This is a genomic window from Pilimelia terevasa, assembly GCF_014647915.1.
GTDB classification, from domain to species: Bacteria; Actinomycetota; Actinomycetes; order Mycobacteriales; family Micromonosporaceae; genus Pilimelia; species Pilimelia terevasa.
In genome coordinates, this window is record NZ_BMQC01000009.1 from 162,618 (window position 1) to 189,219 (window position 26,602).

Genomic DNA, 26,602 nt, shown 5'->3' on the forward strand with positions numbered 1-26,602 from the left:
CCGCGCCGGTCCGTACCGACAGTCAGTCCTTCTCCTCGAACAGGACGCCCGGGTTGAGCAGGCCCGCGGGGTCGACAGCGGCCCGGATCCGGCGCATCAGGGCCACCTGCGCGGCGTCTCGGGACAGGCCCAGCCAGGCCGTCTTCGCCCGCCCCACCCCGTGCTCGGAGCTGATGCTGCCGTCCCGGTCGGCGACCAGGCGCAGGACGGCGTCGGTCACCGCGTCGGCGGCGCCGCGGGCGTCGAGGACGTTGACGTGCAGGTTCCCCTCGCCCAGGTGCCCGAAGACCACCAGCCGGGCGGCGGGGGCGGCCGCGGCGACCGCCGGGGGCAGCGCGGCGACCAGGCCGGGCAGGGCGCGCACCGGGACGCTGACGTCGAGCTTGACCGGTACCCCGGCCGCGCTGATCGCCTCGGTGTGCGTCTCCCGGTACGCCCACAGCCGGGCCACGCCGGTCGCGTCGGCGGCGACCGTCGCGTCCCGGACCGCCGGGCAGCCGGCGAGCACCTCCAGCAGCACGTCGGTCTGGTCGGTCCGCCCCGCGCTCTCCACCAGGACGTACGCGGGGTGCGCGGCCCCGAACGGCGCGGGCAGGCGCCCGTGCGCGCGCACCAGCTCCAGCCCGTCGGCGAGCATCAGCTCCGCGGCGGACAGCCCCGGCAGCCCCGACCGCGCGGCGGCCAGGACGTCGAGCGCGCCGGCCACGCCGTCCACCGCGACGAGCGCGACCGCGCGCGCGGGCAGCAGCGGCACCAGGCGCAGCCGGACCCGCGTGATCACCGCGAGCGTCCCCTCGCTGCCGGCCAGGAGCTGGGTCAGGTCGTAGCCGGTGTTGTCCTTGGCCAGGCCCGCCAGCCGGCGCAGCACCGTGCCGTCGGACAGCACCGCCTCGACGCCGGTGAGCTGCTCGCGCATACTGCCGTACCGCACCACGCGGACGCCGCCCGCGTTCGTCGCCACCAGCCCGCCCACGGTCGCCGCCGACCGCGCCGCCAGGTCGACGCCGACGTCGAGCCCCGCCGCCCGCGCGTGCCGCTGCAGCCGCTCCAGCGTCACGCCCGCCCCGGCGGTGACCTGCGCCGCGAGCCGGTCCACCGGCTCCAGTTCGGTGAGCCGGCCGAGGCTGAGCAGCACCTCGCCGCCGGCCGGCACGCCGCCGCCGACCAAGCCGGTGTTGCCGCCCTGGACCGTGACCGGCGCGCCCGCCGCGGCGCACGCCCGCAGCACCGCGGCGACCTGCGCGGTGTCGGCCGGGCGCACCACGCAGCGCGCGGCGCCGGTGAACCGCCGGGTCCAGTCCGTCTCGTACGGCGCCCGCAGGTCCGGGTCCACCAGCACGTGCGCCGGGCCGACGGCCGCGGCGAGCCGCCCGAGCAGGTCGGTCACGACAGGACCCGCAGCCGGACCGTCTGGCTCATCCCGCGCAGCCGGTCGAGGGCGTCGGCGGTGAGGTTCGCGCTCACGTCGGTGATCAGGTAGCCGTACTCGCCGCGGGTGCTGAGAAGCTGGCCCTCCACGTTCACGGCGTGGTCGGCGAGCACCCGGTTCACCTGGGCCAGGACGCCCGGGGTGTTGGCGTGCACGTGGACGATCCGGTGGTGCCCCGGCTGTACCGGCAGCGCCACGCCGGGCAGGTTCACGCTCAGGGTCGTCGTGCCCTCGGCGACGAACTGGGTCAGCTTGTTCGCCACGAACCCGCCGATGTCCGCCTGCGCCTCCTCCGTCGACCCGCCGATGTGCGGGGTGAGAATCACGTTCGGCAGCCCGCGCAGCGCGGAGGCGAACTCCTCGCCGCGCCCCTTGGGCTCCCGCGGGAACACGTCCACGGCGGCGCCGGCCAGGTGGCCGCTGACCAGGTGGTCGCGCAGGGCGTCGTGGTCGACGACGATGCCCCGGGACAGGTTGAGGAACAGGCTGCCCGGGCGCATCCGGGCGAACTGCGCGGCCCCGAAGAACCCGCTGTTGCCCGGCCGGCCGTCCACGTGCAGGGTCACCACGTCGGAGTCGGCCAGCAGCGCGTCCAGCGACGCGCAGCGGGCCGCGTTGCCCAGCGCTAGCCGGTCGGCGGTGTCGTAGAAGGAGACCCGCATCCCGAGGTTCTCGGCCAGCACCGAGAGCTGGGTGCCGATGTTGCCGTACCCGACGATGCCCAGCCGCCGCCCGCGTACCTCGTGACTGCCCTCGGCGGCCTTGTTCCACAGCCCCCCGTGCATCTCGGCGTTCTTCTCGGTGAGCCGCCGGGTCAGCGCGATGATCTCCGCGAGCGCCAGCTCCACCACCGAGCGGGTGTTGGAGAAGGGCGCGTTGAACACGGCCACGCCCGCCGCCGACGCCTCGGCGACGTCGATCTGGTCGGTGCCGATGCAGAACGCCCCGACGGCCAGCAGCGCGTCGGCCGCGGCGAGCACCTTCGCGGTCACCTGGGTCTTCGACCGGATGCCGAGCAGGTGCACGCCGCCGATGCGGGAGATCAGCTCGGTCTCGTCCAGCGCGTCGCGCAGGGACTCGACGGCGAAGCCCGCGGCGGTCAGCCGCGCGACGGCCTCGGGGTGGATGCTTTCGAGCAGCAGGACGCGCACCTGCGACTGGTCGACCATCGTCATCGCACTCCAGATCGCCGTCGGGGCAGCTCGCAGGGCTGGCACAGGGCCACTTTACGGGCCGGCACGGACCGGGCCGGCGGCCCGTCCCGCGACGGGCTCCCTCACCGGCCGCCCGCCAGCGTCACGCGCAGTGCACGTCGGCATCCGCCTCTGGCGTGAAGGCCGCCAGGGCCAGGTGGCCGGCGTGCAGCCGGGAGGGGCGGGCGTACCGGTGGGTGTCCACGCCCGGCCGGGCGTCCACTGAGGATGACATGCCGGCAAGCTAGGCGACGCCTACGACATCGCCGACGCGCTCAGCCGGCCGGGTACTGGCGGCAGTACTCGTACAGCGCCATCGCCGTCGCCGTCGCCACGTTGTGGCTGTGCGGCATACCCCAGACGGGGATCTCCACGCAGTCGTCCATCAGTGCCAGCTCCTCGTCCTTGAGGCCCTGCCGCTCGTTGCCGACCACCAGCGCCGTCCGGCGCGGGAACGCGAAGGTGTGCAGGTTCGCCGAGTCGGTCGTCTGCTCCAGGCCGACCAGCCGGTACCCGTCGGCCCGTAGTTGCCGCAGCACCGGCGCGAGCGAGCGGTGCGCCCGGACCTCGATCTGCCCCAGGCTGTCGCGGGCCACCGCCGGGTCGGGCCGGACGTTGCCGGTCGCGTAGACGGTCGTGATCCCGCAGCAGCCGGCCGCCCGCAGGATGGTCGACAGGTTCACCTGGCTGCGCAGCGGCGCGCACGCCACGACGATTTCCCGCGGCCGCTCCAGGGCCGTCGGCGGGCGGTGGCGGACATGCGCGGCGGACATGCCGGGCAGTATAGGGAGGCCGCAGGCGCCTGCCGGACACGTACGCCGCGGGCGCCGGCCGGGCCGGCCGCTAGACTCCCCCGGTGCGCAGGATCGTGGGCAGGCAGGTCGTGGACATGTCCGCCGCCGACTACGCCGCGCTGCGCGCCGCCCACGACGGTGCGGTCCTGGACGTCGGCACCGGCGACGGCAAGCACGCCCAGCACCTGGCCCGCCAGCACCCCGACCGGCTGGTCGTCGGGTTGGACGCCGCCCGGGACAACATGCGGGCGGTGTCGGCCAAGGCCGCCGCGCGCCGGTCCGGCCTGCCGAACCTGATCTACGTCTGGGCCGCCGCCGAGAGCCTGCCCCCCGCGCTGCACGACATCACCGACGTCCACGTGCTGATGCCCTGGGGGAGCCTGCTGCGCGGCGTCGTCGGGGCGGACCCGCAGATCCTCGGCGGCCTGCGGGCCGTGTGCGCGCCGGGGGCGGGCCTGTACGTCGCGCTGAACCTGCACGCCTGGCGCCCGCCGGTGCCCGAGGTCGGCGGCCACCCCGAGCCCACGCCCGAGTCGGCGCTGGCGACGATGGCCGCGCCGTACGCGGCGGCGGGCTGGACGCTGGCCGACGCGGCGTACCTCGACACCGCGGGCGTGGCGGCCCTGGCGACCTCGTGGACTAGGCGGCTCAGCGCGTCGCGCGCCCGCTTCGACGTCCTGGCCGTGACGGGCGCCCGGGCGGACTGACCGCACCGCGCCCGGCGGCAACCGTCCGGATGGCCGACGGTCGGGTCAGGAGGGCGGCTCGTCACCGGCACGGGAGGCCAGCAGGCGGCGGTACGAGGCGAGCCGGCGCGGGTCGGCAGCGCCGTCGGCGACCGCCTTGTCCAGGCCGCAGTCGCCGCCGAGGCCGGAGTGGTCGCAGTTGGGCAGGCAGCCGGTCGAGGCGTCGGCCAGCTCCGCGAAGCCGTGCAGCAGGTCGTCCGGTGAGATGTGCGCCAGCCCGAAGGACCGGACCCCGGGCGTGTCGATCACCCAGCCGCCGCCGGCCAGCGGCAGCGCGACCGCGCTGGAGGACGTGTGCCGGCCCTTGCCGACGGCGCTGACCGTGCCGACGGCCCGCCGCGCCTCCGGCACGAGCCGGTTGACGAGCGTGGACTTGCCCACGCCGGAGTGCCCGACGAGCACCGAGAGCTGGTCGGCGAGCGCCGTACGCAGCGCGGCCGGGTCCTCGTCCGGGCGGCACAGCACGTACCGCAGGCCCAGGTCGGCGTAGTAGTCCAGGACCGCCTCCGGGCCGGCCAGGTCGGCCTTGGTGAGGCACAGGAGGGGGGTGATGCCGGCGTCGTACGCGGCCACGAGGCACCGGTCGATGAAGCCGGTGCGCGGCGGCGGGTCGGCGAGCGCGCTGACGATCACCAACTGGACCGCGTTGGCGACGATCACCTTCTCCCGCCAGGCCGGGGTACCCGCGCCGTCGTCGGCGCTGCGCAGCAGCGTGGAGGTGCGGGGGGCGACGCGGACGATCCGCACGAGGCTGCCCGCCCGGCCGCTGAGGTCGCCGACCACGGCCACCCGGTCGCCGACGACGACGCCGGCACGGCCGAGTTCGCGGGCCAGCATCGCCAGGAGGACGGTCCCGTCGTCGAGGGCGCAGGTGTACCGGCCGCGGTCGACGGCCACGACGAACGCGTCGACGGCCTGCTCGTGCCGGGGGCGGGTGCGGGTACGGGCGCGGGTGGACCGGCCGGGGCGCACCCGGACGTCACTCTCGTCGTACTCGCGTCTGCGCATCCCGCGCGCACCCTCCGCCCTGGCCGTCCGCCCCGCGCCGCCCGGCGGGGTCCCGGCCAGTTTCGCATCCCGGCCGGATCGGCAGGGCGGCCGGCCGCGGTTCGGCTCCGTCGGGGAAGCGCCCGGCGGACCCCACGGAGTCCGCGAGATCAGTACGAGCGCCGACTCATCGATTCGTTGCGAGTTGAGGCGTTAACATTTCCGGCCATGAAGGCTTTCAGCATCCTCGCCGCTCTCCTGGTCCTGGCCGGGACGCCCGGATCCGCTTCGGCCGTCGCGCCGGACATCCTGTCGAACACGCCCAAGATCGTGCACCTGGATCCCGACACGGGGGCGGTTCTCTCGATCAAGCGAGCCTGAAACGAAGAACGGCGCCGGCTGGTCGGAGATCAGCCGGCGCCGTTTCTCTGCTCGGGATCAGTGGATGGTCACCGAGGTGCCTGTGACGGTCTGTGTGCCGTCGCCGTACCAAACCTCGGTACGCGGTCCGGTCTTCGGGCCGCAGGCTTTGGTCCAGCAGAACGTGGCCGTGTACTGGCCGGTGTAGTAGCCGCTGCGTACCGGCCAGTTTCCTGGGTACTTCCCCGGGGCGCCGTAGAAGCCCTGGTTGGCGAGCGGGGCTCGTCCCGCGTAGTAGCACGCGTCGCCGTCGTGGCAGATTGGCCGATTCGAGACGCGGTCCGAGGCGCCGGAACGGACGGCGAGGATACGGCCTGTGGCCGGGTCGACGTGGACGGTTTTCGGGGCGTCGGACAGCAGGTCGGGCGCTGACGGTATGGCATGAGCTGGTGTTGCTGCGGTGGCCACGCTGGCCGCGGCCATGAGCATGATGAGGGTCGCTCGCACGTGCGCTCCAATGTCTTCGGCGGTTGGAGGGCGCGGCGGCCGTGTGAGGTCCGTCGGGTGTCAGCCACCGCGCCCCGAGCGCAGCAGCCGGGATTCACAATCGACCGATCACCACGCCCTCGCCGAGAACACTAGGTACGGATTGGTGGTCGGAGCGTAACTACCCGTTAGGGCAAACTGTCGCCTATTTGACAGCGAGTGGGTCAACGTTCATCTTTACCGCGAGGTCTCGAAGGTGCTCAGATCCGGCATTGCGGCGAGCTTCCCGCAGCATCAGCCCCACCGACTCCCGCACTGAGGACCGCCACCGGACCTCTGAGGGAGCCAGCCGGTCCGCCTCAAGCAGCGCCCGCGTCGCCTCCTCCGGACGTCCGGACAGGCAGTAGGCCCGGCCTACGTGCGTGAGGAGGTGCGCCGTGCGCTGGGTGGTGCGCAGTGCGCTGCGGTCGACCTCCCGGGCGGCCGACACCGCCCACCCGTGCTCACCGGCCTCCAGCAGGATCCCCACTCGCCATACACCGGCGTTCGCGCGGGTCGGTTCGATGCGCCACTCGTCCACGCCCACCTGTCCGGCCAGTTCGGACGCCGACGCAACCCGGGCCAGGGCGTCGTCGGTGCGTCCGAGCGCGGCGGACGCCAGGCCGGCTTGGAGGTTCATCATCACGGCCCAGCCGACCTCTGCCGGAGAGTTGCTGAGATTGTCGACGGCTGTGGCCGCGAGTTGCAGGGACCGGCGGCGGAGCCCGTCGGTTCCGCCGGCCAGGGCGCATTGTGCGATTGCGAAGTCGGCCGCTGCTGTGCCTGCCGTCCACTCGGCGTGTTCGGCGGCCGTCCTGCCCCGTTCGGCGAGGCGTACGGCCAGATCGATATAGCCGATGGGTCGGAGTGCCAGCGAGGCTGTCACGGCGACTTGCGTGAGTGCCCGTAGTCCTGCGTGGTCGCCTGTTTCGGCCCAGCGGAGAGCGCGGCCGAGGGTAGGGGCCAGGGATGCGCCGAGGCGGCGGTAGTCGCAGGTCATTCGGGCGACGACGACCGCCTGGACGTCGGCGGCCAGCGCCTGGTGGGGGATGGGTTCGCAGGTGAATGACCAGTCGAGGGCGCTGCGGACGGCGGGTACGGACATGCGGAGCTGCCGCTCGGACGGGCTTGGCGCGTGCGCGGGTGGTCGGATCAGGTTGGCGGTGTCCACACCGAGGGCTTGGGCGATGGCGTCGGTCAGGCTGCGACCGTTCAGGGCGCGCCAACCCTTCTCGATCATCGACACGTAGGCGGCTGACACGCCTAGTCTGTCGGCTAGATCCTGCTGTGACAGTCCAGCAAGTAGGCGGTACTCCCGTATTCGCTGTCCTATGTGCTGTCCGTCAACAGTCATTCTCCGAGCGTACGCCCGGTCGAGGCGCTGTCGGAGGCGCCGCGGGGCAGGGGAACTCGCTCATGGCAGGACTGCGAGCGCCAGCCGACATCCACGGCGGACTGAACGCCCTCCCGCTCGGGCGACAGCCGGGGCCGGGCAGGGGGCGGCGGTCAGCGGCGTTCGATGCCGATCAGGCAGGTGTCGTCGTCGGTGTCGGCGTTGGTGAAGGTGAGGAGCTGGTCCAGGTGCGCGTCGAGGTCGGCGGCGGGCCGGGCGGCGGTGTCCAGGAGCTGGCGCAGCGCGGTCTCCAGGCTGTCGCCGCGCCGCTCGATCAGCCCGTCGGTGTACATGAGCAGGGTGTCGTCCAGGCCCAGGACGAGTTCGTCCTCGGCGTACGTGGTCTCGGCGAGCGCCCCCAGCAGGATCCCGGGGATCTGCGGCAGGGTGCGCGCGGCGCCCCCGCTGACCAGTACCGGCGGCAGGTGCCCGGCCCGCGCCCAGCGCAGCGTCGCGGTGTCCGGGTCGTACAGCCCGCAGACCACCGTGGCCGTGACCTGCTTGGTCAGGTGGTGGGCGACGAGGTTGAGCCAGGTGAGAAGCTGCGCCGGCCCGGCGCCGGTGGTGGCCAGGCCGCGCAGCGCGTTGCGCAGGACGACCATCCCGGTCGCGGCGTCGATGCCGTGGCCGGCGACGTCGCCGACGCAGAGCAGGACCTGCTTGGAGGGCAGCACCACGGCGTCGTACCAGTCGCCGCCGACCAGGTGGTCCTTCTCGGCGGGCCGGTACCGGACGCCCACGCGCAGGCCGGAGGCGTCGATCGGGCCCTGGGCCGGCGGCATGATGGCGTGCTGGAGCTGGCGGGCCAGTCGGTTGCGCTCGGCGGACTCCTGCGCGGTGTGGGCGAGCTGTTCGCGGGTGGCGGCCAGGGCCACCTCGGTCCAGTGCTGCGCGGAGATGTCCTGGTACGCGCCGCGGACGCCGACCACCCGGTCGTCGGTGTCGCGGACCGGCTCGGCGACGACGCGGATGTGCCGGACGATCCCGTCGGGGCGGTGCAGCCGGAACGCGGTCGAGGCGGTCCGGTGCCGGTGCAGCACGGTGCGCAGGAACCGCTGCACCGCGGTGGCGTCGTCGGCGTGCGCGTGGGCGGTCAGCCGGGCCAGCGGGATCGGCGCCGCGTCCAGGGCGAGCCCGTACAGGTCGAACAGCGGCGCGTTCCAGGCGATCTCGCCGGTGTCGAGGTGCTCCTCGAAGCCGCCGATGCGGCCCAGCCGCTGGGCGTGCTGGAGCAGTCGGGCGAGCCGGACGGACTCGTCGTCGGTACGCCAGGTCAGCAGGACCGCCCCCGCGATGCGGCTGATGCTGATGCCGGCGGCGCCGGTCAGCGGTACCTGGTCCACCAGCGCGGTGATGGTCATGCGTTCGGCGCGGAACGCCTCGCCGGTGGCGTACACCCGCTCGACCAGGTCGAACAGCCCGCACACCCCGGCCGCGACCGGGTACGCCTCCAGCAGCAGCGTGCCGGTGAGGGCGCCGCGCGGGCGCCCGGCGGGGTCCACGAACCGGGTGTTGGCGTGGGCGACGCGGAAGTCGGCCAGCCGGCCGCCCGGCTCCAGGTGGGGCAGCAGGACCAGCGCCGGGTCGTCCAGCCCGTCGACGAGGTCGATCAGCTCCGCCAGGCCCGCGGGGCCGCCGGCCGCGGGCGCCTCGGCGGTGCCGTCGAGGGTGTGGGCGCACAGCTCGGCCAGCGCCTCGACCTGCCGCTGGATGCGCGCGGGCGGCGTGGGCAGCGGGTCCGGCCAGCAGATCTCCAGTACGCCGACGATCCGCCCGCCGGTGCCGGCGGGGGCGACCACCCGGCCGCCGTCGGGGCACTCCCGCGCGCCGATCGAGGGCAGGCCGGAGCCGGACAGGGTCTCGCTGACGACGGTGCCCCGCTCGGTGAGCGCCGCCCGGGCGGTGGTCGGCACCCCCGGTGGCACGTACCGCCAGCGCCGGGCCTCCTCCGCGCTGAACCCGGCGTACCCGGCCAGGGTCAGCGCCCCGTCCGGCCCGGCGCTCCAGATCGCCACGGCGTGGGCGCCCAGCGGGGCGACGGCGTGGTGCAGCAGGGACTCGGCGACCGCCTGGGTGTCCCCGGCGGCGAGCGCGCCGGCCTCGGCGGTGCGGATGCGCAGCACGGCGGCGGCGTCCGGGGCGTCGGCCGCGGCGTGGGCGAGGAACGTGCGGGTGGCGTCGCTGAGCTGGTCCCGGGATGCCTGGTTGACGATCTCGGCGGCGAACGCCAGCACGGTCACGCCGCCCTCGGTGGCCAGCGTGTGCAGTTGCTGGCTGGCCTCGACCGGGCCGCAGCCCAGTCGGGCGATCAGGACGCCCTTGGCCAGGTCGACGAGCGCCCGGCCGTCGGCGGCGGCCTGCGCCCGGCCGACCTCGTCGCGGAGTCGCTCGACGGTGGCGGCCAGGCGGCCGGCGACGGCCGTGGGCGGGGCGGGCTCGGGGGGTTCGTCGCGTCCTGGCCGTCCGGCGTGGGCGGGACGGGGCACGGGGTCTCCCATCGGTTGTCGTCCGAGCCGGTCTACCGGTCGGTCCTCGCACTCTCCGTGCCCAGCCAGCGGCGGATGCAATCCATCAGCTCCTGCGAGTCCACCGGCTTCGTGACGTAGTCGTTGGCGCCGGCCCCGATGCTCTTCTCGCGGTCGCCCGGCATCGCCTTGGCGGTCACCGTGATGATCGGCAGGTTCGCGTGCTCCGGCATGGACCGGATCGCGGTGGTCGCGGTGTAGCCGTCCATCTCCGGCATCATCACGTCCATCAGAATAAGGTCGATTTCCGGGTGGCCCGCCAGCGTCTCGATCCCGCGCCGGCCGTTGTCGGCCCGCAGCACGCGCATACCGTGCAGTTCGAGCACACTGGTGATCGCGTACACGTTGCGCGTGTCGTCGTCCACCACCAGCACGGTACGCCCGGACAGCGCGCGGGTGGCGTCGGCCGGCGCGGCCCCGACCGCGGTGGCGGCCGGCTCCTGCCGGACCAGCGGGACCACGTCGCCGGGCTGGTCGGCGGACAGGTGCAGGGTGATCCGCTCGCGCAGCTCGTCCAGGCTGGACAGCAGCTCCAGCGGCTGCCGGCTGGACAGCAGCGCCAGCTCGTCGTCGGGGTCGAGCCGGCGGTTGTTGTGGGCCAGCACCGGGACGTGCCGCAGCGCCGGGTCGCCCTCCATCGCGGTGAGGAACTGGAGCGCGGCGCCGCCCGGAATGTCCAGGTCCAGCACGACGCAGTGGCACGGCTGCGCGGCCAGCGCGGCCGCCCCCTCGGCGGCGCTCAGGGCGGTGACCACCTCCACGTCGTGCCGCTTGGCGTGGGCCCCGACGCCGCCCAGGTGCGCGGCGGCGCTCTCCGCGACCAGCGACAGCAGCCCGCGCGGGCGCTCCTCGATCACCAGCAGCCGGCGGACGGCGCGGGGCGTGGGGGCGGGGCGCCGGGTCGCGGCCGGCACGGGCGCGCCGTCGGTGCGGTCGGCCGCCGCCGGCTCCTGGAAGTCGGGCCGGGCCACGGGCAGGAACAGGGTGAAGGTGCTGCCGCCGCCGAGCGTGCTGCGCGCGGTGATCGCGCCGCCGAGCAGGTACCCCAGCTCGCGGCTGATCGACAGCCCGAGGCCGGTGCCGCCGTACTTGCGGCTGTTCGTCCCGTCGGCCTGCTGGAAGGCACCGAAGATCGATTCGAGCTGCGGCTCGGCGATGCCGATGCCGGTGTCGATGACCTTGAACGCGATCGCCGGGCCGTGGTGGCGGACGGCCGGCGGCGCCTCGGCCGGGTCGGCGGGCTCGATGCTCAGCTCCACGCTGCCGCGCTCGGTGAACTTCACCGCGTTGGCGAGCAGGTTGCGCAGCACCTGCTGGAGGCGGGCGCCGTCGGTGACCAGCTCGACCGGTACCCCCGGCGCCGCGGTCACCCGCAGGGTCAGGCCCTTCTGCGTGGTCAGCGGCCGGAAGTTGGCCTCCACGTAGTCCAGGAGCTGGCGCAGCGGCACGCGTTCGGGCGTGATGTCCATCTTGCCCGCCTCGACCTTGGACAGGTCGAGGATGTCGTTGATGAGCTGGAGCAGGTCCGAGCCGGCGGAGTGGATGATGCCGGCGTACTCGACCTGCTTGGCGGTGAGGTTGCGGGTCGGGTTCTGGGCCAGGAGCTGGGCGAGGATGAGCAGGCTGTTCAGCGGGGTACGCAGCTCGTGGCTCATGTTGGCCAGGAACTCCGACTTGTACTTCGAGGCCAGCGCCAACTGCTGGGCGCGGGTCTCCAGCTCCTGCCGGGCCTGCTCGATCTCCCGGTTCTTCGTCTCGATGTCGCGCTTCTGGGTGGCGAGCTGGGTCGCCTTCTCCTCCAGCTCGGCGTTGCTGCTCTGCAGCTCGTCCTGCCGGGCCTGCAACTCCTCGGACCGGGCCTGGAGTTCGCCGGCCAGCCGCTGGGACTCGGCCAGCAGCTCGTCGGTGCGGGCGTTGGCGACGATCGTGCTGACGTTGACGCCGAGCGTCTCCATCAGCAGCTCCAGGAACGCCAGGTGCACGGGCGTGAACCGGCGCACGCTGGCCAGCTCGATGACGCCCAGGACCTGCTCCTCGACGACGATCGGCAGGACCACGAGGCTGCTCGGCGACGCCCCGCCCAGCCCGGAGGAGATCGTCACGTACCCGGCCGGCACGTCGTGGACGGCGATGGTCCGGCGGCTGCGCGCCGCCTGGCCGACCAGCGACTCCCCGAGCCGGAACCGCGGCCGGACGGTGTCGCCCGGCGCCCAGCCGTAGGAGGAGATCATCTCCAGTTCGGTGCGGCCGGCGGAGTCGTCGGCGAGGTAGAACGCGGCGTACTGCGCCTCCACCAGCGGCGCCAGCTCGTCCATCACCAGCTCCGCCACCACCGCGAGGTCGCGGTGGCCCTGCATGAGGCCGGAGATGCGGGCCAGGTTGGTCTTGAGCCAGTCCTGCTCCTGGTTGGCCTTGGTGGTGTCGCGCAGCGACTCGACCATCGCGTTGATGTTGTCCTTGAGGTCGGCGACCTCGCCGGAGGCGTCGACCGTGATGGACCGGGTGAGGTCGCCCTCGGCGACGGCGCTGGTCACCTCGGCGATCGCCCGGACCTGGCGGGTGAGGTTGCCGGCCAGCTCGTTGACGTTCTCCGTCAGCCGCTTCCAGGTACCGGAGACGCCCTCGACCTCCGCCTGGCCGCCCAGGCGGCCCTCGCTGCCGACCTCCCGGGCCACGCGGGTGACCTCGGCCGCGAACGAGGAGAGCTGGTCGACCATCGTGTTGATCGTGGTCTTCAGTTCGAGGATCTCGCCCTGCGCGTCCACGTCGATCTTGCGGGTCAGGTCGCCCTGGGCCACCGCCGTGGTCACCTGGGCGATGTTGCGGACCTGGCTGGTCAGGTTGTTCGCCATCGAGTTGACGTTGTCGGTCAGGTCCTTCCACGTACCGGCCACGTTGGGCACCCGGGCCTGGCCGCCGAGCACACCCTCGGTGCCGACCTCGCGGGCCACCCGGGTCACCTCGTCGGCGAACGCCGACAGCGTGTCGACCATCGTGTTGATCGCCCCGGCGAGCGCCGCCACCTCGCCCTTGGCCTCCACCTCGACCTTCTGCGACAGGTCGCCGCGGGCCACCGCGCCGGAAACCTTGGCGATCGACCGGACCTGCGCGGTCAGGTTGGAGGCCATGACGTTGACGTTGTCGGTGAGGTCCTTCCACGTGCCGGACACCCCGCGCACGGTCGCCTGGCCGCCGAGGTTGCCCTCGGTGCCGACCTCGCGGGCCACCCGGGTCACCTCGTCGGCGAACGAGGAGAGCTGGTCGACCATCGTGTTGATGGTCTCCTTCAGCTCCAGGATCTCGCCGCGGGCGTCCACCCGGATCTTCTGCGACAGGTCGCCCTTGGCGACCGCCGTGGTGACCTGGGCGATGGACCGGACCTGCGCCGTCAGGTTCTCGGCCATCAGGTTGACGGACTCGGTGAGGTTCTTCCAGGTGCCCGAGACGCCCTTGACGTCGGCCTGCCCGCCGAGCCGGCCCTCGGTGCCCACCTCGCGGGACACCCGGGTCACCTCGTCGGCGAACGACGAGAGCTGGTCGACCATCGTGTTGATCGTGGTCTTGAGTTCCAGGATCTCGCCGCGGGCGTCCACGGTGATCTTCTGGGACAGGTCGCCCTTGACGACCGCGGTGGCGACCTGCGAGATCGACCGGACCTGGTCGGTGAGGTTGCCGGCCATCGCGTTGACCGAGTCGGTCAGGTCCGCCCAGGTGCCGGAGACGCCGGGGACCTGCGCCTGCCCGCCGAGCTGCCCCTCGGTACCGACCTCGCGGGCCACCCGGGTCACCTCGGAGGTGAACAGCGAGAGCTGGTCGACCATGCCGTTGAAGACGCTGGCGATCTCGCCGAGCAGCCCGTCGGAGCCCTCGGGCAGCCGGGTGCCGATGTCGCCGTCGCGCACGGCCGTGAGGCCGGCGAGGAGTCGGCGCAGCTCGGCCTCGCTGACCGCCAGGTCGCCGCCGGGCTCGCCCGGGTCGGCGAGAGTGGCGGCTGTCGACTTGTCGCTCACGTGGAACCTCCGTGGCGCGGTGAACGCCCGATCACCGTGCGTCCGCCCCGGCGCGGGGCGGGTCCGCCGAAGGTTACCCGATGGCAAATGTCGGCGGCAGGTCCGCGAGCGGCGGCCCTGCTCAGGCCGGGTGGGCGGACAGCCGGACCCAGACCCGCTTGCCGCCCTCGTGGTCGGCCACGCCCCAGCCGGCGCCCATCGCCTCGATGATGGCCATGCCCCGGCCGCCGTCGTCGTCGCCGTCGCGCCGCCGCGGCGCGGTGACCGAGCCGTCGGCGACGGTGAGGGTCACGTTGCGCTCGTGCGCCTGGAGCAGGAGGACGAGCGAACCGCCGCCGTGCCGGACCGCGTTGGAGACCAGCTCGCTGACGATCACCGACGCGTCGTACAGCCAGTCCTCGTCGGCGAACCCCCAGCCGCGCAGTATCGACTCCCCGGCGTGTCGCGCGAACGCGATGGCCTCGGGGCCGTCGGGCAGGTCGAACTCGGCGTTCAGCTCGCTCATCAAGGGAGGCCGTTCACGGGAGTGGTGCTCGCTGCTGTTCCTAGGGTCGCCGACCATCGTAACCGGATGTTCCACGTATCCCCGATCGCCAAACAGTCCGCGGTGCGCCGGCCGCGCGGCCGGCGGCCGGGCCGCCCGCCGCTCAGGCGCCGACCGGGTGCCGCGGGGCCGGATGCCGGGTCGGCAGGCGCACCGTGAACGTCGTGACGGCCTCGTCGGGCTCGCTGACCGCGATCGTCCCGCCGTGCTGCTCCACCACCGCCCGCGCGAGCGTCAGGCCCAGGCCGCTGCCCGGGATGCCGCGGTGCCGGGCGGCGTCGGTGCGGAAGAACAGCTCGAAGATCCGCTCGTGCTCGGCCGACGGGATCCGGATCCCGGTGTTGGCGACGCTCAGGGTGGCGGTCCGGTCGTCGGCGTGGAGGTTGACCGCGACGGCGCTGTCCTCGGCCGCCCAGGTGAGGGCGTTGTGCAGCAGCTCCGCGGCGACCTCGCGCAGCCGGTCCGGGTCGCCGTCGATGCGGACCTCGCCCGGGGCGTTCAGCTCCACCGCGACCGTGGTTCCGGCGGAGTCCCGGGCCGCCGCCAGGGCGCCGTCGACCACGGCCGTCAGGTCCATGGGGCGGGGGTGCATCCCGATGTGGCCCGACCGCATCCCGGCCACGTCCAGCAGCTTGGCGACGATCCCGTGCAGGTGGACGGTGTTGCGGTGCATCACCGCCAGCAGCTCGGCGCGCTGCGCGGCCGGCAGGTCGGGCTCGGCGCGCAGGAGGTCGGTGTACGACTGGATGCTCGTCAGCGGGGTGCGCAGCTCGTGGCCGACCAGGGCGATGTACTCGTCGCGGGTCCGGTCCAGCTCGGCGACCAGCCGCTCCGCGCGCCGCCGCTCCATGAACTCGCCGATGTGCGCGCCGATCCCGGTCAGGACCGCCGTCCGCGCCTCGTCCGGCGTCTCGACGGTGTCGCTGTAGCAGACGAGGACGGCCAGGATCACCGGCCCGCTGGGGATGGGCACGGCCAGCGCCGCCCGCAGCGGCCCCCACTCGCCACCCTCCCCGGCGGGGTCGTGGGCGAGGTCGCCGGCCCAGGCCGGGGCGGCGGCCTGCCAGGCCCGGCCGGCCAGCCCCTGGCCGTACAGCAGCGGCTCGGGCAGCCGGCAGGGCAGGTCGCGGCCCGGGGCCGCCCAGCAGCCGCCGCGGCGGAGCACCTGGGCGACGTCGTCCACGGTCCAGAACTCGACGGCCGCCCAGTCGAGCCGGGTGCCGATCAGCTCGATCATGCGGGCGACCACGTCGTCGGCCGGGCCGGGGGCGTTGAGGACCTTGGCCAGCTCCAGCTCGCACTCCACCAGCCGGGCGACCCGGCGGTGCTCGGTGACCTCGTGGGCGGCGACGACGGCCGCCAGGCCGGTCGGGCCGGTCACCGGGCGGGCGTGCACCCGGAAGATCCGCTGGGCGCCCGTCGGCGGCCGCACCACCATCTCGGCGTCCCGCACCCGCTCGCCGGCCAGCGCCCGGGTGAGGGCGAACTCCGCGGGCGCGACGGCCGAGCCGTCCGGGTGCCGCAGGCCCAGCCGGCCGGGCCACTCGGCCGCGGGCACCCCGTCCAGCAGCGTGCCGTACAGGCCGCGCCCGGCGTCGTTGTGCAGCACCGGACGCCCCTGCGCGTCGCAGCCCACCACCGCCGTGTCCAGGTTGTCCACCAGCGCCTGGAGCGTCTGCTTCTCCTCGCGCAGCCGCTGGTGGCCGAACACCCCGGCCGCGGCCTGCTCGCGCCGGGTCTCGTCGGCCCCGGCCGGCGGCTCGTCGCCCGCATCGCGCGCCCGCACGTACGCCGTGACGTCCTCGACGCGGTGCACGATCCAGCGCAGCCGGCCGCCGGTCGTGCAGACGGGGACACTGACCGGCGCCCAGTACCGGGTCTCCAGGCCGCCGTCGGCTCCGGGCCGGGCCAGGTCGTACCGGTGGATGGGCATCGTGTCCGGGGCGTGCTCCCGGACGACCCGCTCCAGCGACCGGCGCAGCGCGCCGCCCCCGGGGTGGCTGTCGGCGGCGTCGGGGAAGATGTCGAAGACCGGGCGGCCGACGATGGCCGCGCGATCGGTCCTCGTGACGGCCAGGTACGCGTCGTTGGCGGCGATGATTGCCAGGTCGGGGTCGAGGATGATCAGCGGTACCGGCGCCGCCTCGAACAGCGCACGGAAGTCGAGCGTCTCCCCCGCCTCGTCCATTCCTGACCGCCCTCATCAGCCTGCGATCGTTACTGTTCGTAAATAGTTGCCATCGGTAATGTCACCGTACGCCAAGATCGTCGCCGATTCCGGGGATCCGGCCAGCCCCCGGCCGCGACCGCGGGGGCGGCGGCGCCCCCGGCAGGGTCAGGTGCACCGTCGTACCCCCGCCGGGCGTCTCGGTCAGCCAGATCCGCCCGCCGTGGCGGTGGGCGATGCGCGCGCAGGTCGCCAGGCCGATGCCGTGGCCCGGCCGGGAGGTGTCCAGCCGCAGGAACATGTCGAAGACCCGCTCGCGGGCCTCCGCGGGGACCCCGGTGCCGTTGTCCGCGACCGTCACCTCCCACAGGTCCCCGGTCGGTCGGGCGTCGACCACCACCCGCGGCGCGACGCCGGGGCGGGCGAACTTCACGGCGTTGGCGACCAGGTTCTGGAGGAGCTGCCGGACGGCGACCGGGTCCACCCGCAGCGTGGGCAGGTCGTCCCCGGCCGCGACGGTCGCCCCCGTGTCCCGGATCGCCCGCCCGAGGTCGGTCACCACCTGGGCCACCAGCTCCGCCAGCGGCGTCGGCCGCGCCTGCAGCCGCTGGGAGCCGGCCCGCGCGTACCGCAGCAGCGAATCGATCAGCTCCTGCATCCGCACCACCGCGCCGCGCATGGTGAGCAGCCAGCCGACCGCGGTGTCGTCCAGCTCGGCCTGGTAGTCGGCCTCCAGCTCCTCCAGGTAGCCGCCGAGGACCGCCAGCGGCGCCTTGAGGTCGTGGCCGGCCACCGAGGCGAACGCCTCCAGCTCCTGGTTCGACCGGCGCAGGTCGCCGACGGTCTGATCCAGCTCGGCCGCGAGCTGGCCCTGGATGCGGGCCTGCCGGCGCCGCTCGAACAGGGCCAGCACGACCGCGGCGAGGTCGGTCAGCCGGTCCATCTGGGCGGCGGTCAGCGTGCGCGGCACGTCGTCGAACACGCACAGCGTGCCCAGCGCCCGGCCGCGCGGGGTGACCAGCGGCGCCGCGGCGTAGAACCGGACATCGGCGACCCGGCCGTCCACCCAGGGGTTGCCGGCGAACAGCGGGTGGTGCCGGGCGTCCGGGGCCAGGACGAAGCCGCCCTGGGCGAGGCTGATCGCGCACATCGACTCCGAGCGCGGCGAGTCGGCGGGCGGGAAGCCGACGGTCGTGAGCTGGCACTGCCGGTCGGCGTCGAGGAGGTTGATCGTCGCCGTGGGCACGCCGGCCACCGCGGCCGCCACCCGCAGGACCGCGGCCAGCTCGGCGTCGGCCGGCTGGTCCAGCAGGCCGTACTCGTGCAGTTCCGCGAGGCGGGCCAGCTCGTCCAGGTCCACCGCCGGCACCGCCGCCGGCCCGGTCATCGGCGGGCGGTCCCCGCGCCGCGGCCAGGGGCGGCCCCGGCGGGCGCGGCGGGACCCGACGTCCCTCGCGCCCGGGCGGGCCGCGTCGTGGTCTGCACCGGGGGGACCCCTCTCGTCGCCTATGCCGATGTCACCACACCGCGGGGGCGGTCCGGTGGAGAACGCGGCGATGCGCCCGTCGGCCGCCCGGCCCGGCGCGGCGCCGCGGGGCTCAGTACTCGGCGGGGCTGCGGTGGATCTGGGCGGCCGGGACGTGGAGGCGGCGCAGCACGCGGACGCACGCCTCGACCACCTCCGGCGGACCGGACAGGTACACGTCGCGGCGCACCACGTCGGGGACCAGCCGGCGCAGGCCGGCCCGGGTCAGCAGCGCCCGCGGCCCCGGGTCGCGGCGACGCCCGGCCACGTACCGGACGTCCAGCCGGCGCCGGGCGGCCAGCGCGGCCCACTCCTGCTGGAACAGCACGTCGCCCTCGCGGCGCGCCCGGTAGATGACGGTGGACCCGACGGGGGCCACCTCGGCGAGGGCGCGGACGGGGGCGATCCCCCGGCCGAACCCGATGAACAGGACCGGGCCGCCGACCCGCGCCCGCGCGGGCGTCGCCCGCCCGTACGGGCCCTCGGCCAGCACCCGCGTACCCGGCCGGAGCCGGCCGAGCTGGGCCGACTGCTCTCCGTCAATCTTGATGGTCAGCCGCAGGCGGTCGGCCCGGGGCGCCGCCGACAGGCAGTACGGGTGCGACCGCGTCCACTGTCCCCAGTCCACGAACCGCCAGCGCAGGGGCTGGCCCGGCTGGATCCGCAGCCGGTCCAGGTCGCGGCCGGCCAGGTGTACGGAGAAGACCTGCGACGACTCCCACACCACCTCCACCACCCGCAGCCGGTGCCGGGCGTTCAGCCACAGCGGCTCGACGACCCGGCCCCAGAGCAGCGCGGTGGCCGTGAGCGCGTACAGGGTCGCCCAGTAGGTGCGGGCGAACCCGCCCGCGAGGTCCCGGCCGGCGGTGAACTGGTGGCCGTAGCCGAGGTAGACGCCGACGTAGGTGGCGCGGTGCAGCAGCTTCCAGAAGCCCGGCGGCACCGCCCGCCGGACGGGCCCGACCGCGACCAGCGCCAGCAGGACCAGCAGTCCGGCCCCCGCGAACGCCTCGCGCATGTCCGGGCCGGACCGGAACAGGACGGCCGCCTCGGCGAGGAGCGAGGTGCGCGCGGGCAGGGCGGCGGCGCCAAGCAGCAGCAGCACGTGCGCCAGCAGGGTCAACAGCGCGGCCGGGCCGAGCCAGCGGTGCCAGCGCAGCAGGTCCCGCGGGCCCAGCCACTCCTCCAGCCAGGCGACCCGGCTGACGACGAGGGCCTGGGCCAGCAGCAGGTACCCGGCCACCATGCCCGCCGCCCGGCCCGCCTCGCGCAGGAGGTCGGCAAGGTCGGCGGGTGCGGGGCTGCCGGTGCCGAACCACCACACGGCGACGCTGGCCGCGAGCAGCCACCAGAACAGGACGCGCACGAGCGTCCGCTCGCCGGCCCACGGCCGGGCCGGACGGGCCGCGGCGGCGGGGGCCGGGTCGGGCGGCCAGGTGCCGACCCGACCCGCGGGCGGCGTCGCCAGGCCGGCGGGAGTGGTCGGGCGGCCGGGGCGCCGATGGGCGCCGGTCGGGATCGCAGTGGTCACGCGCCCGCTCCCTCCGTCGTCCCCCAGGCTGCTGCCGCCCCCGGCAGCCGTGGTTCCTTGGACGTCGGCGAGCGGCCGCCGGTTCAGTCCACGCGCCGTCCACCGAACGTCCGCCCTGCGCAGGCGAAAGTTCGGCCGGAATCACCCGGAACAACCAGGACACCACTCAGCGCCGAGCTGAGTGGCTGTCGATCTGCGAGCATGCCTGCATGGATGAAGGGGTTACGCCCATCTTGTACACCGCAGACGCTGAATCCTCGGTGGCCTGGTACGCGCGGCTCGGCTTCGTCAAACAGTGGGAGCACCGCTTTGAGCCCAGCTTCCCGCTGTTCGTGTGCGTCTCGCGCGGGCCGATGCAGCTCTACCTGTCGGAGCACCGCGACGATGCCCGACCCGACACACTTCTGTACCTCCACGTCCGTGATGTCGAGGCAGTGGCCGCCGAGTTCGGAGCCGTCATCGACGAGGCCCCGTGGGGGCAGGAGGTCAGCCTCAAGGATCCGGACGGAAACCGGCTCCGCGTTGGCAGCACCTGCTCCTGACAGCGTCCGCAGGACGGCGACCGCCAGGGTCAGCCCGACGTGACGACTTCTGATTCCTATGTTCCGGTTTGGAGTCCGTGGTTCCCGTCGAACTGCGTGACCGAATCGCACCTAGACGCGACCCATGCACGATCAGCAATGTCTAGTCATCCACGGACGTGAATGTCATGAGATGATCCAGTGTGCTGTCTTCGCAGCTCAGCGGTACCGCATCCCCGCGACCCGGCCGTCCGCTGCGAGATGGTCATGGAGGTGTCCCATGTCTGGACGCGGCATACGCACCCGCATCGGCGCGGTGGCCACCGCAAGCCTGGTCGGCCTCGGCGCCACCCTCACCACCGGACCGGTCGCCGCGCACGCGGCCGGCCCCGACCCGCTCGCCCAGTACACCGACGCACTGCTCTACTCCACCCCACTGCCCACCTTCAGCGACGTGCGCCGGCAGCGGCCCCTGCCGGCCGAGCTGGACTGGGGCAGCGACGGCTGCTCGTGGTCCCCGGACCGCCCCGTCGGCTACAACTTCCTGCCCGGCTGCCACCGGCACGACTTCGGGTACCGCAACTACAAGCGCCAGCAGCGGTTCACCGCCGCCAGCCGCCGCAAGATCGACGCGAACATGAAGAAGGACCACTACGGCACCTGCGGCGCGGACTTCGCCTGCCGGCGGATCGCCGACCTGTACTACAACGCGGTCCGCAAGTTCGGCGGCCCGTCGTTCGCCGCGGCCCGCGCGGCGCTGGACGCCGAGATCGCCCGCCAGGAGGCCGGCCGCCGCGGCCCCGGCTAACTGTGCCGTCGACGGCAATTCTCTTGTCCAGGCGTCGGGAGCGGAGAGGTCTCCCCCTTGTTGGATTCGTGTCGGAGACCTCATCTGCTCCCGGCGCCTGGACAAGAGAGGTGCCGTTCGCGCTACGGGCCCCCGCCCGGTATCGTCGCGGGAGCCTGGGTCGGGGCCGCGGCGATACCGGTGGGCAGCGGCGCGCCCCGGCCGCGGACGCCGCTCGATCGCATGTACTCCCCTCACCAGCTCTGAGTGGCGAGGCGGCCGAAGGCGCCGAAGTACCCGGGCGGCGCGCGGAAAGTCGGGCGCCGGGTGGTGCACGGATCGGAACCGGGCCGACGGCGGGCATCGGTGTTGCCGGTTGCGGGACCGAGCGTGACGCGCGACCCGCATGACGCTAGAGTCGCATCACATAGATGTACTCGAATGCCTGATGGGGGACGACATGTCCGTTCCACAGATCATCGGATGGGCGGCGTGTGTACTCTGCACGAGCGCGTTCCTCCTTGACTACTTCGCTCCGACGCCACCGGGCGGATTCTCGTGGCTGTGGTTCACACTTTTCACTCCCGGCATCACGCTGTGGGCCGTGCAGGCATTCATCCTCAGCAATCCTCCGCTGATTGTCGCCAACTCGATCGTCGTGGTTGTCCTCCTTCACCGGATCTCCCGCATTTTGCGCGCGCCGAAGGCATCGGCCAGCAACCCGCCCAAGCATGCCGAAGCGGCGCCCCGGCCCGCCGAGCCGGCAGTCGGCGGGCCGACCTCCACTCCGGCCGCGGTGCCCTATGTGGGACGGACGACGGCGATGCACTCGACCAGGGCGGTCTACCCGGATGAGCTGCGGGGCAGGGCGCACCCCGACGACCTGCGCGAGCGCGCGACGCGCATGGTGTTCGAGGCCCACCGGAACCCGGTCATGGCGGTCGGGGCGGTCGAGCGGGTCGCCGCCCAGCTCGGCCTCGACCCGGAGATGGTGCACGGCTGGGTAGAGGGGGTCGGGTTCGACGCCGACCGGTGGGCGGATCCGCAGAGCGGCGAGGCCCATCGGATCGCGGAGTTGGAGCGTGAGAACCGCGAGCTGCGGCGGGCCAACGCCATCCTCAAGAGCGCCTCGGCCTACTTCGCGGCGGAGATCGACCGGCCCAGTCGCTACGCGGAGCTCGACGGGCCCGTTCGCTGACCTCCGGCGCGGGTCGCCACTCCGATGCGCCGGTTCCGGTAAGGGGACCGGCGCATCGGATCTCCACCGCCACAAGCCTCGGGCTCCACCGCCACGGACGTCCGCCGCGGGCCCGTCGCACCCGCCGGCCGCCTACCGGCCCGCCCGTGCCGCGGACCGCCCACGGGCCCGGCACCATCGTGGATCGTGCGCTCGCGCCGGAGGCGTGGCGGCGCGCGTGCCCCGGGTCGGGTCCGGCGCTCCGTGCGCCGGGCCCTCGTACCCGGCGAGGAACGCGGTGTGCATGGCCCGGACGGACGCGAGCAGCCGCTCGCCCAGCTCGCCGCCGAGCGGCCCGTCCGCGTGCCAGGCCAGCACCAGCGACGCTCCCAGCGGCGTGCCCCGCAACGCCACGTGCGTCCGCCGCGCCTCCCGACCCACATTCGACCAGTAGGTGATCATGGTTGCGCCGAGCGCGTGGCTCAGCGCGGTGACCGCCGAGCCGCTGTTGGCGGAGCTGACCCGCGGCCGGATGCCCGCCGCGCTGCACACCGTGTGGAAGTGGCCGATCAGCGGCTGGCACTCCGGCTGCGGCAGGACGACATGCTCGTTCCTGAGGTCGACCACGTCGACGGCGGACCGCTCGGCCAGCGGGTTGGTGTCCGGCAGGCACAGGTACGGCTCCTGGTCGGCGATGACCTCCTGCCGCAGCGACTCCGGCAGATCGGGATCAGGATCCAGCTCCGGGAAGCGGCGGAGCATCGCGACATCGATCTCGCCGCTCTCCAGCAGCTCCATCAGCCGCGGGCCGGACTCGTCCACCAGCAGCGACGTCTGCGCGATGCCGAGGCTCTCCGCGCAGCGCACGAACGGCGTGAGCGTGGGGAATGGCGCGGCGCCCAGTTTGACCGACAGCCGCCCGTCGTCGGTAGCCAGACAGCGCCGGACGTCGGCGAACATGCGGCTCACCGCCGGCAGCACGGTGTCGGCGTGCGCCAGCAGGATCGCGCCGGCGGTGGTCAAGGTGATGCCCGTCGGCTGACGGTGCAGCACGGGCAGGCCGACGGCGCGCTCCAGGCGCTGCATGGCCCGGCTGACCGCGCTCTGGCTCATGCCCAGGCGGTCGGCGGCGCTGTTGATGCTGCCCGTCTCGGCGACCGTCTGGAGGATGCGCAGCCGCTGCGGCTCGATGTCCACGGCTATGCCGGCGGATCCGCGTCGATGCGCGCCTGGTGGGCCCGCCCCACGGCCCGCGCCAACTCCGGCATCTGCCGCGCCCAGAAGCCGTCCGGGCGGTACACCAACGAGTGCCGGGACAGCCGGGGCAGCCCGGCGATCGGACGGCGGACGGTGCCCTCAGCCACCGGCCCCCAGCCCTGCGCGATGGCGATGCTGCCGTCGTGCCGGATCACCTCGCTGTGCGGCCCGTAGGCCGGCAGGTGGTGGACGATGTCCGGAGTGAATCCGAACGGCCGGCACAACCGGTGCAGGACCGCGATGCTGCTGTCCGAGCCGGCGACCGCGATCCACCGCTCGTCACGCAGCTCCGGCAGCGTGACGGCCGGTTGCCGGGCCAGCGGGTGGACGTCGCTGAGCAGGATGTGCGGCCGTTCGTCGACGATGCGCTGGACGGCCAGGCCGCTCGGCCGGGGGCGGGGCATCCCGGTCAGCTCGTGCATCAGCGCCACGTCGATCTCGCCAGCGAGGAGCTGGCCGGCCACCTGGCCGAACGAGTCACCGACGGTGACCTCGACGCCGATGCTGGGGAAGCGCCGGCGCACCTCTTCCATCAGCAGGTCCGCGACGCCGCTGACGGTCCACCCGAGCCTGATGGTGCCGGCCTGCCGGTCGCGGCGGCGGGCGATATCGCCGTGGATGGCGGCGCAGTAGTCGAGAATCTCGTCCGCGTGTCGCAGAACGACACGGCCGAGCGCGGTGGGCCGCACGCCGCTGCAGTGCCGGTCGAAAAGGGAGCCACCGAACAGGTTTTCCAGGCGCCGCAACTGACGGCTCAGCGCCGGCTGGGGAAGACTCAGCTTCTCGGCGGCTCGGTTCAGGCTGCCGGTCGCGCCGACAGCTCGCAGGGCTCGCAGATGATGCAGTTCGAGCTGCATGACTCCCTCCGGGGTGGGGATGCCGGCTCCGGGGCGGGGATCCCGGTGCGGTCCCGCCGGTCATAGCGGCGGCCGCCGGTATCGTAAACCGTATTACCGGCCGGTAATAAACCCACTTACGGCGGACTTAATGTTAGCCAGTCGGTCTCTTAATTCACTGACGGCCCCGTGGAGCCAAATTCAGGAATTCGTCGCTCTCCGCGTTATAGGAGGCGACCCCCTCACCTTTGGTCTTTTTCTGGTCTGCTGCACCGATAGTGCCAGTCGGCTCCTGCTATCACCGCGGCGGCCTGACCTGCGGTGAACCAGGTCGCGGCGATGGCGTCGGGTAGGCCCTTGAGGCCGTCGCAGACGGCCATGCACACGTCCTCGATCCCCGCAGCTCAGGCCCTTGGCCGACAGCGACAGCACTCGACCCACGCGATTCGCGTGCGGACAGACGGCAGTGGTCCCGCACCCCTGGGGTGCGGGACCACTGCCGGGCTGGCCGTTCGTGAGATGTCAGCTTCAGTTGGTGAGACGCTGGCCGGCCTGTCGTGTCTCGTCGGTGACGGTGCGGGTGGCGGCGGTGGCGTCCTCGCGGACGGTGTCGGCTGCCTGGGTGGCGGTGTCCTTCACCGCGTGGACGGCCTCCTGCGCGGGTTGGCGCAGTTGGTCGGTGACCTCCTGGGCGGCGTGGGTCAGTTCCTGCTTCAGCTCGGGGGCGTGCTCCTCGACAACGTCCTTGGCCTGGGCGACGGCGCGGCGCTCGGGGTCCGTGCCCGGGACGAGGGACGACGCGAGCCAGCCGACGCCGAAGGCGATCAGGCCGGCCGCCAGGGGGTTGCCCTGCGTCTGGCGGCGCACGGCCGCGGGCGCGTCGGCGGCGGCGTCGCCGACGGCGTGCACCGCGCCGCCCACCCGGTCGCCCAGGTCGGCGGTACCGGTGGTCAGGGTGTGGCCGGCGTCGTGGGCGGTACCCATCACGGTGTCCCGCATGGACCGCAGCGCCCCCGTCACCCGCTGCTTGCGCTCCTCGACCATGCGGGCCGGGCTGGCCTTGTAGGCCAGGGCGTCCACGTCGTGGCTGAGGCTGGCGCGGGTACGGTCGATGTCGCGGCGGATCTGGTCCGGGCTGGTGGTCATCAGGCTGCTCCTCGGTTCGGCTTGAGCGCGTTGGGGATCTTCTCCACGGTGTCGGCGGTGCGGGGCAGCCCCTTGAGCCGGCTGAGCTGACTGCGGGCCGCCGCGTACAGGACAGCCGCACCGGCCCCCCACACCACCGCGACGATCAGGCCGGCCCAGCCGCCGTCCATCACGTTGGACAGCCCCCACCACACGGCGATCGACAGGAACACCAGCGCCATGTGCGCGGCCACACCGGCCCCGGCGAACATCCCGGAGGCCTTGCCCGCCTTCCCGGCCTCCTCCTTCAACTCCGCCTTCGCCAGCTCCATCTCCTGCCGCACCAGCAGCGACAGGTCCTGCGTCACGGCGCCCAACATGTCACCGAACGACCGGGACCCCACGTCGCCGAAGCGGTCGGTCAGCGGGGACGGCTCCGGCGCGGTCATCGCCCGGCCCCCGCGCTCGGGTCGAAGGGGCGGTGCTGGTCGGCGTCGTCGCCGTGTACGCCGCCGGCGTAGCCGGGGTTCACCGGCGCGGTCCCCGTGGCGAAGGCGCTCGTCGCGGCCGGGTCGGCGTGCAGGTTCGCCGGGTCGACCCCGGCCGGGAGGGGGGTGGTCGGCGCGGGCGCCGTCCCGGTGGCCGTCGGGGTGCCGTACGTCGCCGCACCCGCCGCGGAGCGGCCCCCGGCCCCGGTCGACACCGGGACACCGGAGGTCGACGGTCCGCTGAAGGTCTCCTGGGCACCGGACGTCCCCGGGGTGCCGGAAGTCGAGAGGGCACCCGACGCCGCGTGGGCACCCGACGCCCCGAAGGCGCCGGAAGTCGTGTGGGCGTCCGAAGTCGCGTGGGCGCCGGACGTCGAGGAGGCACCGGAGGTCGACGGTACGGCGGTCGGTCGCGCACCGGCTGCCGGCGGGGCGCCGAGGTTGCGGGTGACCCGGCCGGCGAGCACCCCCAGCGCCGCAGCACCGAGCAGGAACGTGCCCGGACTACGCCGCGCGTACGCACGCACCTCCTCCAACACCGCCCCCGGCTCCCGACCCTCCAACCAACCCGCCAGATCCGTGATCCGCGTCGACGCCTGCCGGACCAACTCCGTCGCCGTACCGGACTCCGGCGACGCCTCCGACATCCCCCGCAGCTCCTCACCGATCGCCCGCAGACCAC

At 73.8% G+C, this 26,602-nt stretch carries 22 protein-coding genes and 1 pseudogene; 5 read left to right on the forward strand and 18 right to left on the reverse strand.

From position 1 onward, the window contains the following. Positions 1 to 22 precede the first annotated feature (22 nt). The 4 genes from IEY75_RS14370 to IEY75_RS14380 form a co-directional block, all read right to left on the reverse strand. Positions 23 to 1,387, reverse strand: a complete 1,365-nt coding sequence (locus tag IEY75_RS14370) for an FAD-binding oxidoreductase (protein WP_229789691.1) — start codon at positions 1,385 to 1,387, stop codon at positions 23 to 25. Beyond that, positions 1,384 to 2,646 (reverse strand): phosphoglycerate dehydrogenase, encoded by a 1,263-nt coding sequence (gene serA / locus IEY75_RS14375; RefSeq protein WP_229789693.1) that lies wholly within the window; start codon positions 2,644 to 2,646, stop codon positions 1,384 to 1,386. The genes IEY75_RS14370 and serA overlap by 4 nt, the downstream gene beginning before the upstream one ends. Positions 2,647 to 2,725: 79 nt before the next feature. Then, positions 2,726 to 2,857, reverse strand: a complete 132-nt coding sequence (locus IEY75_RS21295) for a hypothetical protein (protein WP_268244353.1) — start codon at positions 2,855 to 2,857, stop codon at positions 2,726 to 2,728. A 40-nt stretch (positions 2,858 to 2,897) separates the two neighbouring features. Beyond that, a complete protein-coding gene (locus IEY75_RS14380; protein ID WP_189114844.1) occupies positions 2,898 to 3,395 on the reverse strand; it encodes a TrmH family RNA methyltransferase in 498 nt (165 codons plus the stop codon). 83 nt (positions 3,396 to 3,478) lie between these two features. Between IEY75_RS14380 and IEY75_RS14385 the strand changes: the two genes are divergently transcribed. Continuing rightward, positions 3,479 to 4,123: a class I SAM-dependent methyltransferase gene (locus IEY75_RS14385; RefSeq protein WP_189114845.1), complete on the forward strand. Its 645-nt coding sequence runs from the start codon at positions 3,479 to 3,481 to the stop codon at positions 4,121 to 4,123. Positions 4,124 to 4,168: 45 nt separating this feature from the next. Here IEY75_RS14385 and rsgA read toward each other — a convergent pair whose 3' ends face one another. Beyond that, complete coding sequence (gene rsgA, locus IEY75_RS14390) at positions 4,169 to 5,170, reverse strand: ribosome small subunit-dependent GTPase A (RefSeq protein WP_189114846.1); 1,002 nt, start codon at positions 5,168 to 5,170, stop codon at positions 4,169 to 4,171. 207 nt (positions 5,171 to 5,377) lie between these two features. Between rsgA and IEY75_RS14395 the strand changes: the two genes are divergently transcribed. Beyond that, entirely contained in the window at positions 5,378 to 5,530 is a 153-nt protein-coding gene (locus tag IEY75_RS14395; RefSeq protein WP_189114847.1) for a hypothetical protein, read from the forward strand. A 57-nt stretch (positions 5,531 to 5,587) separates the two neighbouring features. On the opposite strand, the gene IEY75_RS14400 is transcribed toward IEY75_RS14395, so the two are convergent. The 8 genes from IEY75_RS14400 to IEY75_RS14435 all read right to left on the reverse strand — a co-directional run bounded on the left by IEY75_RS14400 (position 5,588) and on the right by IEY75_RS14435 (position 19,729). Next, on the reverse strand, positions 5,588 to 6,016 hold the full coding sequence (locus IEY75_RS14400) for a hypothetical protein (protein ID WP_189114848.1): 429 nt from the start codon (positions 6,014 to 6,016) through the stop codon (positions 5,588 to 5,590). Between the two features lie 184 nt (positions 6,017 to 6,200). Beyond that, entirely contained in the window at positions 6,201 to 7,388 is a 1,188-nt protein-coding gene (locus IEY75_RS14405; RefSeq protein ID WP_189114849.1) for a helix-turn-helix domain-containing protein, read from the reverse strand. 152 nt (positions 7,389 to 7,540) lie between these two features. Beyond that, positions 7,541 to 9,913, reverse strand: a complete 2,373-nt coding sequence (locus IEY75_RS14410; protein ID WP_229789695.1) for a SpoIIE family protein phosphatase — start codon at positions 9,911 to 9,913, stop codon at positions 7,541 to 7,543. Between the two features lie 32 nt (positions 9,914 to 9,945). Further along, positions 9,946 to 13,962 carry a HAMP domain-containing protein gene (locus IEY75_RS14415; protein ID WP_189114851.1) on the reverse strand — a complete coding sequence of 1,339 codons (4,017 nt, stop codon included), beginning with the start codon at positions 13,960 to 13,962 and terminating at the stop codon, positions 9,946 to 9,948. Between the two features lie 121 nt (positions 13,963 to 14,083). Continuing rightward, the gene (locus tag IEY75_RS14420) at positions 14,084 to 14,467 is read right to left on the reverse strand and encodes an ATP-binding protein (protein ID WP_189114852.1); all 384 of its coding nucleotides are present in this window, start codon (positions 14,465 to 14,467) and stop codon (positions 14,084 to 14,086) included. A gap of 142 nt (positions 14,468 to 14,609) precedes the next feature. Further along, positions 14,610 to 16,694 (reverse strand): PAS domain-containing sensor histidine kinase, encoded by a 2,085-nt coding sequence (locus IEY75_RS14425; protein ID WP_189114853.1) that lies wholly within the window; start codon positions 16,692 to 16,694, stop codon positions 14,610 to 14,612. Between the two features lie 61 nt (positions 16,695 to 16,755). Then, entirely contained in the window at positions 16,756 to 18,060 is a 1,305-nt protein-coding gene (locus IEY75_RS14430) for a sensor histidine kinase (RefSeq protein WP_189114854.1), read from the reverse strand. Between the two features lie 211 nt (positions 18,061 to 18,271). After that, on the reverse strand, positions 18,272 to 19,729 hold the full coding sequence (locus IEY75_RS14435) for a ferredoxin reductase family protein (RefSeq protein WP_189114855.1): 1,458 nt from the start codon (positions 19,727 to 19,729) through the stop codon (positions 18,272 to 18,274). Between the two features lie 209 nt (positions 19,730 to 19,938). Here IEY75_RS14435 and IEY75_RS14440 point away from each other — a divergent pair, with 209 nt between their 5' ends. The 3 genes from IEY75_RS14440 (at position 19,939) to IEY75_RS14450 (ending at position 22,235) form a co-directional block, all read left to right on the forward strand. Beyond that, positions 19,939 to 20,271 carry a glyoxalase superfamily protein gene (locus tag IEY75_RS14440; protein ID WP_189114856.1) on the forward strand — a complete coding sequence of 111 codons (333 nt, stop codon included), beginning with the start codon at positions 19,939 to 19,941 and terminating at the stop codon, positions 20,269 to 20,271. A gap of 259 nt (positions 20,272 to 20,530) precedes the next feature. Further along, a complete protein-coding gene (locus IEY75_RS14445) occupies positions 20,531 to 21,058 on the forward strand; it encodes a phospholipase (protein WP_189114857.1) in 528 nt (175 codons plus the stop codon). 427 nt (positions 21,059 to 21,485) lie between these two features. Further along, positions 21,486 to 22,235: a hypothetical protein gene (locus IEY75_RS14450; RefSeq protein ID WP_189114877.1), complete on the forward strand. Its 750-nt coding sequence runs from the start codon at positions 21,486 to 21,488 to the stop codon at positions 22,233 to 22,235. Positions 22,236 to 22,367: 132 nt separating this feature from the next. Here IEY75_RS14450 and IEY75_RS14455 read toward each other — a convergent pair whose 3' ends face one another. From IEY75_RS14455 to IEY75_RS14475, 5 genes and pseudogenes are all read right to left on the reverse strand, one after another. Then, entirely contained in the window at positions 22,368 to 23,411 is a 1,044-nt protein-coding gene (locus IEY75_RS14455; protein WP_189114858.1) for a LysR family transcriptional regulator, read from the reverse strand. 2 nt (positions 23,412 to 23,413) lie between these two features. Further along, positions 23,414 to 24,328 (reverse strand): LysR family transcriptional regulator, encoded by a 915-nt coding sequence (locus tag IEY75_RS14460; protein WP_189114859.1) that lies wholly within the window; start codon positions 24,326 to 24,328, stop codon positions 23,414 to 23,416. Between the two features lie 507 nt (positions 24,329 to 24,835). After that, on the reverse strand, positions 24,836 to 25,453 hold the full coding sequence (locus IEY75_RS14465; RefSeq protein ID WP_189114860.1) for a DUF3618 domain-containing protein: 618 nt from the start codon (positions 25,451 to 25,453) through the stop codon (positions 24,836 to 24,838). Then, complete coding sequence (locus tag IEY75_RS14470; RefSeq protein ID WP_189114861.1) at positions 25,453 to 25,881, reverse strand: phage holin family protein; 429 nt, start codon at positions 25,879 to 25,881, stop codon at positions 25,453 to 25,455. Before IEY75_RS14470 ends, IEY75_RS14465 begins: the two co-directional genes overlap by 1 nt. Beyond that, positions 25,878 to 26,602, reverse strand: a pseudogene (locus IEY75_RS14475) (hypothetical protein); the annotation flags it as partial. The pseudogene IEY75_RS14475 and the gene IEY75_RS14470, both read right to left, overlap by 4 nt.

Bases quoted from the DNA above. Each gene is read 5' to 3' on its own strand.
- IEY75_RS21295 (WP_268244353.1), bottom strand. From the start codon at position 2,857: ATGTCATCCTCAGTGGACGCCCGGCCGGGCGTGGACACCCACCGGTAC.
- IEY75_RS14380 (WP_189114844.1), bottom strand. From the start codon at position 3,395: ATGTCCGCCGCGCATGTCCGCCACCGCCCGCCGACGGCCCTGGAGCGG.
- rsgA (WP_189114846.1), bottom strand. From the start codon at position 5,170: ATGCGCAGACGCGAGTACGACGAGAGTGACGTCCGGGTGCGCCCCGGC.
- IEY75_RS14395 (WP_189114847.1), top strand. From the start codon at position 5,378: ATGAAGGCTTTCAGCATCCTCGCCGCTCTCCTGGTCCTGGCCGGGACG.
- IEY75_RS14405 (WP_189114849.1), bottom strand. From the start codon at position 7,388: ATGACTGTTGACGGACAGCACATAGGACAGCGAATACGGGAGTACCGC.
- IEY75_RS14420 (WP_189114852.1), bottom strand. From the start codon at position 14,467: ATGAGCGAGCTGAACGCCGAGTTCGACCTGCCCGACGGCCCCGAGGCC.
- IEY75_RS14425 (WP_189114853.1), bottom strand. From the start codon at position 16,694: ATGGACGAGGCGGGGGAGACGCTCGACTTCCGTGCGCTGTTCGAGGCG.
- IEY75_RS14430 (WP_189114854.1), bottom strand. From the start codon at position 18,060: ATGACCGGGCCGGCGGCGGTGCCGGCGGTGGACCTGGACGAGCTGGCC.
- IEY75_RS14440 (WP_189114856.1), top strand. From the start codon at position 19,939: ATGGATGAAGGGGTTACGCCCATCTTGTACACCGCAGACGCTGAATCC.
- IEY75_RS14445 (WP_189114857.1), top strand. From the start codon at position 20,531: ATGTCTGGACGCGGCATACGCACCCGCATCGGCGCGGTGGCCACCGCA.
- IEY75_RS14450 (WP_189114877.1), top strand. From the start codon at position 21,486: ATGGGGGACGACATGTCCGTTCCACAGATCATCGGATGGGCGGCGTGT.
- IEY75_RS14460 (WP_189114859.1), bottom strand. From the start codon at position 24,328: ATGCAGCTCGAACTGCATCATCTGCGAGCCCTGCGAGCTGTCGGCGCG.
- IEY75_RS14465 (WP_189114860.1), bottom strand. From the start codon at position 25,453: ATGACCACCAGCCCGGACCAGATCCGCCGCGACATCGACCGTACCCGC.
- IEY75_RS14470 (WP_189114861.1), bottom strand. From the start codon at position 25,881: ATGACCGCGCCGGAGCCGTCCCCGCTGACCGACCGCTTCGGCGACGTG.